We start from the raw sequence: 11,172 nt of genomic DNA, 5'->3' as shown, positions 1-11,172 counted from the left end.
ACTAAATTTTTTTCCACGGAGCGAACTATGAAAGCAATTCTGGGCACTACTTTGTTAATAATTGGGTTGGGTGGTTGTCAAAGTCTGAACACGCCTAATGAACCTTTATATCAAACTCAGGATTGGGTCGCTGATGGGGAGTTTACAACCGGAGTAGAGGGACCCGCTGTCGATGCACGTGGTGTGTTATATGCGGTGAATTATAAAGAGCAGGGAACGATTGGCCAGATCACAGCGCAAAATAAGGCTTCTTTATACGTTAAGCTTCCTAAAGGCAGCATAGGTAACGGGATCCGTTTTGATAAAAAAGGCAATATGTATATCGCAGATTATACACAGCACAATATATTGCAAATTACCCCGCAAAAGCAGATCCGTGTTTTTGCCCATGAGCCTACTATGAATCAACCTAACGATATTGCCATCGCAGACGATGGCACTTTGTATGCGAGCGATCCTAACTGGCAAGGTGGGAATGGTCAGGTATGGCGTATTAGCACAACAGGGCAAGTTGAGCGCTTAAAAAAAGACATGGGCACCACCAATGGCATTGAGATAAGCCCAGATAATACTGTGCTGTATGTAAATGAGAGTGTTCAGCAAAGGATCTGGGCGTTTGATATAAACAAAAATGGACAGTTGGGTGAAGCAAGATTGTTTTACCAATTTGATGACCATGGTCTGGACGGGATGCGTACTGACGAACGTGGTAATTTGTATGTTGCTCGTTACGGCGCCGGTGAAGTTGCCATATTATCACCGAAAGGCGAGTTACTGAGAACGGTTAAATTGAAAGGTAAATATCCCACAAATGTGGCATTTGGCGGTAAGTCAGGCCGACAAGTCTTTGTGACTATGCAAAAGCGCGGTGCCATTGAAAGCTTTTATAGCGAATATGCGGGCAGAGCTATGACATCGCTTTGATGACTTGTTTAGATAAATTTTGCAACACTTTAACGATTCAAAAGTAAACGGGCTACTTGTTATTATGCACTAAAATAATAAGTAGGCTGTTTATGATCAAAGTTGAAAATTTAACAAAAGTGTTTGTCCATAAACCCATTTTTGAAAAATATCATATCGAATTTAATGCGCCTAAAGTGTGCTTAGAAGCCCCGAATGGATTGGGTAAAAGTACCTTATTTTCTATTATTTCGGGCATTGATCGCGCCTATAACGGCGCCATCTATTATGAGGGTGAGCAACTTAAAACACCGCAAGAAAAAGTCGCGTTGGCATCAGACAATATTGCGTTTCCCGTCTTTTTGACCGCGAAGCAACTGCTGAGCATGACTCAGCAAAGCTGGCATTGTCCTTTTCCTGACCAGTTGATTGAATTACTTGGCTTTTCTTCTTTTTTAAATACCACATTTAGCGCGCTGTCATCTGGTAACCAAAAGAAGTTGCAGCTGATCAATGCTTTGATGCGCCAAACACCTTATGTCATTTTAGATGAGCCCAGTGCGGCATTAGATCACCAAAGTACTCAACACCTTATTGATTATATACATGACTACCAAGGACAGATCCTGATCAGCTGCCATGAGCCTGCACCTTTTTTTGAGGTGGGCTTTGTGCCTCAACCGCTATTTGCAAGCTAGGAGGGCGCTTGGTTCATTATTATCGATATAGATTGAGTGCGTTTAAGGTAGAGCTGAAAGAGCTACGTCGTCAGTTGGCTGAGTTTTCTTTGCTTTTAGCGACGCTATTTTTTGTTTATTTACCAGGTTTGGCTTTAGGGATCTTTTTTGCGCTTGGCAAAATTGTGCAATATGAGTCAGAGTCTCAAGTGATCTACATGACATTTGGCTTTTTGCTTTTGCAAAGCCTGTTACTACACACCTTAAAAAGTGCGGTGTTAGATACAGCGCATCGCAGTTATCACGGGACCTTATTAAAATCTAGAGTGCATCAATGGCTCGCGGATCAAGGTTTACTGCTGCTTTGCCATGTGCTGTTTTTATCGGCTTTATTGCTAGCGGTATCAATGGGGTGGGAGAATTTGCGCCAAGCGCCACAGTTGATCATGTTTATGTTGAGTCAGCTTATGCTCGCAGCCATCTTACTTTATCGGCCAATCTCTGTTTTGGTGGTATTGGTAGCGGCATGCTTACTGACTTTTATATGCCATCACTTTATGACTTATTATGCGGCTTTGATGGTCTTGTTAGGTGTATCGTTGTGGCTGCCACGTGATTACAAAGTGATAAAGCTGAGTAAAGTCACAGCGCATCGTTTTTGGGTGCAATGGACTCTTGAACAGCCATGGGTTGTGATCTGGCGTCTTGGAATGACGATTTTAACCTATTGGTGCATCTGGATAATTGTTACAGAGCGTCCAGATCTAAAAAGTTACTACGTGGTAATGGCGCAATTGTTTGTAGTGCTTTGGTGGAGCAGTTTATTAATTGATACTAACAAGCAGGTTATTAAGCATCGCAGTTTTTGGTATTCGTTATCTCAGTTCAAGCAGATCCAACGCAGCCAATGTGTATTTGTATTTAGCTTAACGACTTTGATGTGGCTTGGCGGCATTACTTTGTTGGGAAGTGGCACTTTTGAACTTGTAACCTTGTTTGCGACACCCTTGATGATGTGGGTTATTTTACACTCGGTGCGGTTTATGGCACTTACTTGGGCTATTGTCGTAGTGGCGATTATGCTGGCCAAGGTTTTGGTAGAATAACCAATGAAAAAGGCCGGATAATCCGGCCTTTTTATGATTAGCTTTGTGGCTTAAGCAGCATCTACATTACTGTCTACCACTCGAGCTTTACCTGCCAGTAAATCGGCAGGGTCAAAATCATCAACATTTATCACTGCCAGTCTCTTGGCCTCAACAGCAGCAAGACTATCTGCTTCTTGCTGAGTCAAAATGCCACTTTCAAGGCCCATACTGGCGACTTTGTCTAGTTGCATAAATGGCAGCTTTTGACCTTTAGCGCGGCACACCTTGTCAAAGATTGGCTCAATAGCCAAGATGTCTTTGAGTGTTTGCTCTTGCTTACCGATCAAGTTACGCGGCTCGTCAGTGGTGTAGATGTAGTTTGCCAGACGGTCACGTGTTTCATTAGGCGTTTGTAGCAACTTAGCAATATCGTGTTCCATTTGGTCTGTTGGCTTGCGCACAGGACGGCCAAATGGGAACAATATCAACTTTAATGCTCCGCGAAGTGCCATTGATGGCATATTATTTATCAAGTCCGCTAGTGCACGTTGACACAAGTATAAGTGCTCCTGACACGCCCATTTTACTAAAGGAAGATCTTCTTTTCTGCGGCCTTCATCGTTGTATCGCTTCAGCGTAGCTGACACCAAATACAAATAACTTAACAGATCACCTAATCGTGCTGAGATACGCTCTTTGCGTTTCAAGGAGCCACCAAATACTGCCATGCAAATGTCAGACATCAGCGCCAATGAAGCGCTGTAACGTGCAGCATTGCGGTAGTAGTCTGCTGTTTCATCATTAAATGGCACTTTAGTAAAACGACCGCCGGTAATGGCTAGCCACTTAGTACGTACTAGATTAGAAATAGTAAAGCCAATATGGCCCATTAATGCCGAATCAAAGCTATCAAGCGCTTCTTGCTTGTCTTTGATATTGCATGCGTTTAATTCAGCCAAAACAAATGGGTGACAGCGAATAGCCCCTTGCCCGTAAATAATCATGTTACGGGTTAAGATGTTTGCACCTTCAACAGTAATGGCAATCGGCGCGCCTTGGTAGCCACGTCCCAAATAATTGTTTGGACCTAAGCAAATACCTTTACCACCGTGAATATCCATAGCATGAATGGTCGCATCGCGCATTTGTTCAGTTAAGTGATATTTCAGGATGGCTGAGATCACAGATGGCTTTTCACCTGAGTCGACAGCCCCTGTAGACATGCTTAATGCAGCGTCGCTACTATATGCATAGCCGCCGAGTTTTGACAGCGCTTCTTCAATGCCTTCCATTTTGCCAATGGGTAGTTTGAACTGACGGCGAATACGGCTATACGCACCACTTGCCAGTGCTAACGTTTTTATGCCACCTGTTGAGTTCGAAGGCAGAGTAATTACACGGCCAACTGATAGGCATTCAACCAGCATACGCCAGCCTTGCCCAGCCATTTTAGGGCCACCAATGATGAAATCTAATGGTACAAAAACGTCCTTACCGCGTGTTGGGCCATTTTGAAATGGTACATTTAATGGGAAGTGACGACGACCAATTTCAACACCCGGCATGGAGGTTGGGATAAGCGCACACGTGATACCAATATCTTCTTTATCACCTAGCAAGCCATCAGGATCTTGCATTTTAAATGCTAAGCCTAGCACGGTTGAAACAGGTGCGAGCGTGATATAGCGTTTATTCCAAGTTAAACGGATCCCAAGCGTTTCTTTTCCTTCCCATTCGCCTTTACATACGACACCAAAATCTGGGATAGAGGAAGCATCTGAGCCCGCTTCAGGTGAAGTCAGTGCAAAACATGGGATTTCATCACCTACTGCGAGGCGAGGTAAATAATGGTCTTTTTGCTCTTGCGTACCATAATGCTGAAGTAATTCACCTGGGCCTAATGAGTTTGGCACCCCGACTATTGACGATAATAGTGTTGATTTACTCGTTAATTTTTGTAGCACACACGATTGTGCATACGCTGAAAATTCTAGACCACCGTATTGTTTTTTGATGATCATAGCAAAAAACTTTTTGTCTTTAAGGTATTGCCACACTTCTTGCGGTAAATCGGTTAACTCATGGGTCGCTTCCCAGTCGTCCAGCATGGCACAAACTTCTTCAACTGGGCCGTTTAAAAAAGCCTGCTCTTCTGCTGTTAATCTCGGTTTTGCAAACTGATGTAGTTTGTTCCAGTTTGGGTTACCGCAGAATAAATCAGCTTCCCACCAAGTCGTCCCTGCGTCGATCGCGGACTTTTCAGTTTCAGACATGGTAGGGGTGACTTTTTTAAATGCTTTGAAAAGAGGAGCAACAATATATTGTTGGCGGATATTAGTGACAGAAAATGGGATTGCAACGGCTAAAAAAATTAACCAAGACAATGCACCAAAGGCGTCGGCAAAGGTACCGACAACCAAAGTTGCGGCTGCAACACCCAAACAGGTATTCCAGCTGGCGCGATGATAGCAGGCTGCACTGACCAGTGCTATCAAAGCGATAGTAAATAAAAGTGTCATGTTGTTCTTCCTTATTAGAGGTCTGACCACATGATTAAGGCTAGCTTGTCTGACCAGTTATTTCAAGCAAAAAAGCCTCCCAACTATCATTTTAGAAGCCAATTTTTGACCATACCAGTGTATTGCCACACTTAAAAATTGTTCAATTGCCAATTTTGTAAACTTATCTATATTACAAAAAAGACCTAAGGAGGGGTTATTTATGCAATTGGGGAATATAAGTATCATTGTGATGACATTCACTGCCATGCTGCTCAGTGTTGAAGCATTTGAGTATGCGATTCTTATCAACTTTATCAGTAGCATAGTGTGCGCATGTTATGCATACAGAGGTATGCACACGACTGCCTTATTGCTAGCTTGGTGCAATGTACACGCTTTTGTATTTAGTCCATTGGTCAACGTGACTGAACAGCCAAGCGTTAAGCTCTTAGTGCTATTTTTATTGAGCCTTATGTTTGGTGCATTTGGTATTGGTGCAAGGCGGAGCTAGGGTCTGTGCAATAGCTGAGTTACAATAGAGTTCCGTGCGACGTTTAGGAATAAAATTACATGAAGATCTTGGCTGATCAGAACATGCCTTTGGTGGAAGAGTTTTTCTCAAGTTTTGGAGAGGTAACCCGTTTTGACGGGCGTGCAGTGAGTGCTGAGCAAGTGCAAGATGCAGATGTGTTATTAACGCGCTCGATAACGCAAGTTAACCAAGCACTGCTAGACAATGCTGACAACCTTAAGTTTGTTGGTACGGCCACAATTGGTGTGGATCATATTGATCAAACGTATTTAGCAACGCGTGATATTGCTTTTTCTAGTGCGCCTGGGTGCAATGCGGTTGCTGTGGCTGAATACGTGATCAGTGCTTTGTATGCGTACAGTCAGGATCGTGATGTTGAGCTGCGCGGTAAAAAATTAGCCATTGTCGGTGTGGGCAACATTGGTGCGTGCTTAAAACAAAAGCTAGCGCACAGTGGTATAGAACTTATTTTGTGTGATCCAGTGCTGGCTGAGCAAGGCAAACTAGATGAGCATGTAGATATTGATACCGCGTTGGCGCAAGCTGACTTTGTCACCTTTCATGTGCCTCTCGTGAAAAGTGGCGCTCATCAAACCAAGCACTTATTAAACAAAGAAAGGATTAAGCAGTTAAAACCTAACATGTTAGTTATCAATGCCAGTCGCGGTGATGTGATTGATAATCAAGGGCTCTTAGCGGCTAAGCAAGCTGGGCAGAAGTTAGAATTGATTTTAGATGTTTGGGAAAATGAGCCAAATATTTTGACTGAGTTGATGGCGCATTGCCTGTACACATCAGTGCACATCGCTGGTCACACTTTGGAAGGCAAAGCGCGGGGAACGCAAATGCTTTATCAGGCTCTGTGTAAAACGCTTGACGTTGAGCCAACGAAGCGCTTAGAAACTTTTTTACCCACACCTGCAATAAGTCAATGTCAGCTCAATAATACATTCACTGAAAGAGATTATGGCCGTATTGTGCATATGATCTATGATATTCGCCGTGATAATGGTTTAATGCGAGCCAATTTAGAAAGTCAGGGTTTTGATGTATTACGTAAGCAATACCCGCCGAGAAGAGAGTTTTCAACGTTGAGCATCGTGTCGCAGCCAAGCCACACGCAAAAGTTACAACAACTTGGCTTTCAAGTAGAAATGAATGAGGAATAAACATGTCGCAGAAATTTAACGTGGCGGTACTGGGTGCAACAGGCCTAGTCGGTAAGCAAATCATTGAAACATTAGCCGAAAGAAAATTTCCAGTTGATAAACTGTACCCGCTGGCGAGCAGCCGCAGTGCAGGTGAAGAAATTGATTTCATGGGTGAAAAAGTCACCGTGCTTGATGTTGAAGAGTTTGACTTTGCAGATGCGCATATAGGCTTATTTTCTGCAGGCGGCAGTGTATCGGAAAAATATGCACCGATTGCGGCAGAAGCGGGTTGTATCGTGATAGATAACACATCACACTTTAGATATGATTATGATGTGCCTTTAGTTGTTCCAGAAGTAAACGCGAGCAGCTTAGCTGATTTTAGAAATCGCAATATTATTGCTAACCCGAATTGTTCGACGATTCAAATGCTGGTGGCGCTGAAGCCAATTTATGATGCCTATGGTATTGATCGCATCAATGTATCCACTTATCAAGCGGTATCAGGCGCGGGTAAAGAAGCAGTTGATGAGCTAGCTAAGCAAACGGCTAATTTAATGAATGCAAGACCAATGGAAAATGACGTATTTCCAAAGCAAATTGCATTTAATGTAATACCGCAAATAGATACTTTCCAAGAAAACGGCTACACCAAAGAAGAGATGAAAATGGTGTGGGAAACGCAAAAGATTCTTGGAGATAGCAGCGTAATGGTGAACCCAACAGCTGTGCGTGTCCCAGTGTTTTTTGGCCACGCCGAAGCGATTCATTTAGAAACACGCATGCCTTTTGATTTAGAGCATGTAAAACAGTTACTTGCTGATGCGCCTGGTGTGGAACTCATTGAAAATGAAGAAGATTACCCAACTCCAGTTAGTGATGCCAGTGGCAATGATACTGTGTATGTAGGCCGACTTAGAGCTGATATTTCACACCCAATGGGACTAAACTTATGGGTTGTGTCTGATAATACGCGCAAAGGTGCCGCGACAAATAGTGTGCAAATTGCTGAAGAGTTAGTCGCAAATTACCTTTAATTTTACTGTGGGGCAAAATGCAATGGCAGCATTTTGCCCCATAGATTGCACAAATCCTTCTTTTTACCACCTCCCTGATTTATAAAACATTTTCATTCTAATTATAAAGTGCTAGATCAGTGTTAATATTCACTACGCTGACAATGGATATTCCCTAATAACTGGTTTATAGTTTGCAATTGGAACAGAGCTTGCAAAAAGCAAAGATGAGCAAATTTTTTATTCACTTACTGGTTGGGTAAGTGGTCACCTTAAACAAAGGAACAGCATGCGCGGTTTAGCCTTATTTTGTATCCTAGCATTGGCTTTCATAACATCCCCGGCACATACTCAAGTTGGTACCGTGTTGAAGGGCCCTAAAGGCGTTGATTACGGCCTTGAAGGGCGTTCAGTTGGCCCTATTCGCTCCTCAGACACGTTGTGGCGGATAGCACAAAAAATAAGACCTGATGATTCAGTCACCATTTATCAGGTTATGAAAGCTCTGTATGACAAAAACCCCGGCGCATTTTTAGATCAAAACCTTAATCACATGCGTGATGGCGCGTATCTACGTATCCCAACATTGGCAGAAATCAGACGAGTCAATCCAGGCATCGCAAAACAAAAATCAGATCAAGACGATGTGCTGTGGGAGCGTAAGAAAAATGGCACTTTAAATCAATCTGATATAGATGATGCCAAAAAACGCGTTACACAGGCGCGTAAAGTTGACGTTGAGCAGGCGCAAAAAGCCTTGACTAATCAGCTTAGAAATTTACGCATGGAACAAGACTCTAAGCTGCTTGATTTGCAAAACCAGTTCAAGTCTTCAGTGCAAAATGTGGAAGATATTTTAGAAGAGAATAACCAGCTCAGAAAGCAGTTGAGTAGCATTTCTGATGAGTTACAAAATGTTCGTGAGCAGCTTGGCAAAGACAGTGAGATCCAACAGCAATTAAAAGTTGTGATTGATATGCAGAGCGAGATGATTGCGCAGCAAGAAGCTGATAAAAAAGCGGCTGAAGAATCAGGTTTGAGCAAAACGCTGGCTAACCCAATTGTGATTGCCCTACTGGCGACGATACCTGCGCTGCTTATCATAGGTCTTGTGCTCTTTATGCGTAAACGCAAGCAAGCAGCTGAAAGTAGTGCAGAAGATGATGAGTTCTTACCTCAAGCGCCAGTAGCCGCCGCGGCTGCAGCAACAGCAGGCGCTGCAACTGCGGCAGCCGCAGCAGATCCGCTTGATCTTGATATGCCAGTAACAGATGACATCTCTCCATTGGATGAGAGTGTCCAGCTTGATGACGACATTCTGCCTGAAGATGATGACATTGTGTTTGACGCTTTGGACGATGAAGATGATGGCTTTGAGACAGGCAGTAGTACACTTGATCAAGATGAGCTAGATAGTCTACTCAACGACGATATTGTTTTTGATGATGAATCGCCATCGGAGGATGCGTCGGACGATATCGACGATTTCCTACAGCAAAGCTTTGATTCGACCGATGATGCTTTAGGTGATGAAGTAACGTTAGATGTTGAAGAAAACACCTCTGGTGGGGATGATATTTTAAGTGCTGACGACATTGATGATTTATTCAACGAGGTTGGTGATGAGCAAGATGACACACTAGATGTAAGCGATGACGCATTGGCAGCTCTAAGCGAAGAACTGGCTGAAGAGCCTGATGCTGCTGGCGATGATACGTTAGACTTGGATGATATTGATAGTTTAATCGACGAGGCGGCAGCAGAACCCCCAAAGCCTGATGAGGCTGAAGGAGTAGCTGATACTGATAGCATCTTAAGTGCAGATGATATTGACGATTTGCTTGATGGTGCATTAGACGAAGATGACCTTGTTAACGAAGAGGATGGCTTAGAACTTGACGATGTTGATAGCTTAATCGATGACGCTCAACAAGCCTCTGAAGAGCAGCAAGATATAGACGATTTGCTTTCTCAAGCGGAGCAAGAAAGTGATTTGGCAGGTGAAGATGACATTGACGCCTTGCTAGCGCAGGCGAATCCAGAGCCTGAAGCGACACAGGAAATGGGCGAAGAGAGCCTAGATGATGTTGATGATATATTAGCAAGCGTAGCTGAAGAAGCGACCCCTGAGCTTGATCTTGAGGAAACAGACCTTGCTGTTGAAGATGATTTAGGCGATATCGATGATTTACTTGCTGATATTGGTGATGAAGGCATCGAGGCTGAGCTTGAAGCAGGCATTGATGAGCTTGTTGCTGAAGAAGAGGTCACGCCTGAACTAGACGCTGAAGAAACAGAGCTCGATGTTGAAGATGATTTAGGCGATATCGATGATTTACTTGCTGATGTTGGTGATGAAGGCACTGAGACTGAGCTTGAAGTAGGTATTGATGAGACTGAGCTTGAAGTAGGTATTGATGAGCTTGTTGCTGAAGAAGAGGTAGCGCCTGAGCAAGACGCTGAAGAAACAGAGCTCGATGTTGAAGATGACTTAGGCGATATTGATGATTTACTTGCCGATGTCGGTGATGAAGGCATTGAGACTGAGCTTGAAGCAGGCATTGATGACCTTGTTGCTGAAGAAGAGGTTGCGCCTGAGCTAGACGCTCATGAAACAGAGCTCGATGTTGAAGATGATTTAGGTGATATCGAGGATTTACTTGTCGATGTTGGTGATGAAGGCATTGAGACTGAGTTTGAAGCAGGCATTGATGACCTTGTTGCTGAAGAAAAGGTCACGCCTGAACTAGACGCTCATGAAACAGAGCTCGATGTTGAAGATGACTTAGGCGATATTGATGATTTACTTGCCGATGTTGGCGATGAAGGCATTGAGACTGAGCTTGAAGCAGGCATTGATGAGCTTGTTGCTGAAGAAGAGGTTGCGCCTGAGCTAGACGCTCATGAAACAGAGCTCGATGTTGAAGATGATTTAGGCGATATCGATGATTTACTTGCTGATGTTGGCGATGAAGGCATCGAGGACCTTGTTTCTGAAGGTGCAGATAATGCGCATGAGCAGTCAATTTCACCATTAGGTACTTCAAATGTAGAAGCTGGTCATTTGGATGGAATGATTGATGAAGACGTTGAGCTGTCTGAAATATCACAACAGCATACTGCGCTAGAAGTAGAGCCTGAGTTAGAAGCCGAACCTGAACTAGAAACAGAGCCTGAGGTAGAAGCGGAGCCTGAATTAGAAGCAGAGCCTGAATTAGAAGCAGAGCCTGAATTAGAAGCAGAGCCTGAATTAGAAGCTGAGCCCGAGTTAGAAGCTGAACTGGGCCTAGAAGACGAGCTTGGT

General features: G+C 43.6%; 8 protein-coding genes. 7 read left to right on the top strand and 1 reads right to left on the bottom strand.

Features of this window, described 5'->3' with window-relative positions:
- The first annotated feature begins 27 nt into the window (after window positions 1-27).
- The 3 genes from N477_RS01365 (at window position 28) to N477_RS01355 (ending at window position 2,686) form a co-directional block, all read left to right on the top strand.
- Entirely contained in the window at window positions 28-924 is an 897-nt protein-coding gene (locus tag N477_RS01365; protein WP_063363548.1) for an SMP-30/gluconolactonase/LRE family protein, read from the top strand.
- A 92-nt stretch (window positions 925-1,016) separates the two neighbouring features.
- A complete protein-coding gene (locus N477_RS01360) occupies window positions 1,017-1,601 on the top strand; it encodes an ATP-binding cassette domain-containing protein (protein WP_063363549.1) in 585 nt (194 codons plus the stop codon).
- Between the two features lie 8 nt (window positions 1,602-1,609).
- On the top strand, window positions 1,610-2,686 hold the full coding sequence (locus N477_RS01355; RefSeq protein ID WP_155731763.1) for a DUF6136 family protein: 1,077 nt from the start codon (window positions 1,610-1,612) through the stop codon (window positions 2,684-2,686).
- Window positions 2,687-2,736: 50 nt separating this feature from the next.
- Here the strand turns inward: N477_RS01355 and fadE are convergent, their stop codons facing one another.
- Window positions 2,737-5,187 carry an acyl-CoA dehydrogenase FadE gene (fadE, locus tag N477_RS01350; protein WP_063363551.1) on the bottom strand — a complete coding sequence of 817 codons (2,451 nt, stop codon included), beginning with the start codon at window positions 5,185-5,187 and terminating at the stop codon, window positions 2,737-2,739.
- A 202-nt stretch (window positions 5,188-5,389) separates the two neighbouring features.
- Here fadE and N477_RS01345 point away from each other — a divergent pair, with 202 nt between their 5' ends.
- The 4 genes from N477_RS01345 to N477_RS01330 form a co-directional block, all read left to right on the top strand.
- Window positions 5,390-5,680, top strand: coding sequence for a DUF6419 family natural product biosynthesis protein (locus N477_RS01345; protein WP_063363552.1), 291 nt, complete (start codon window positions 5,390-5,392; stop codon window positions 5,678-5,680).
- A 59-nt stretch (window positions 5,681-5,739) separates the two neighbouring features.
- The gene (locus tag N477_RS01340; RefSeq protein ID WP_063363553.1) at window positions 5,740-6,870 is read left to right on the top strand and encodes a 4-phosphoerythronate dehydrogenase; all 1,131 of its coding nucleotides are present in this window, start codon (window positions 5,740-5,742) and stop codon (window positions 6,868-6,870) included.
- 2 nt (window positions 6,871-6,872) lie between these two features.
- Window positions 6,873-7,889 carry an aspartate-semialdehyde dehydrogenase gene (locus tag N477_RS01335; RefSeq protein WP_063363554.1) on the top strand — a complete coding sequence of 339 codons (1,017 nt, stop codon included), beginning with the start codon at window positions 6,873-6,875 and terminating at the stop codon, window positions 7,887-7,889.
- 268 nt (window positions 7,890-8,157) lie between these two features.
- A partial coding sequence (locus N477_RS01330; RefSeq protein WP_331245831.1) for a FimV/HubP family polar landmark protein occupies window positions 8,158-11,172 on the top strand: 3,015 nt, incomplete at its 3' end.

The sequence above is a fragment of the Pseudoalteromonas luteoviolacea H33-S genome, assembly GCF_001625695.1.
Lineage (GTDB): Bacteria > Pseudomonadota > Gammaproteobacteria > Enterobacterales > Alteromonadaceae > Pseudoalteromonas > Pseudoalteromonas luteoviolacea_B.
Note: the sequence above shows the minus strand (reverse complement) of the source record. Positions and strands in the feature narration are given on the sequence as shown.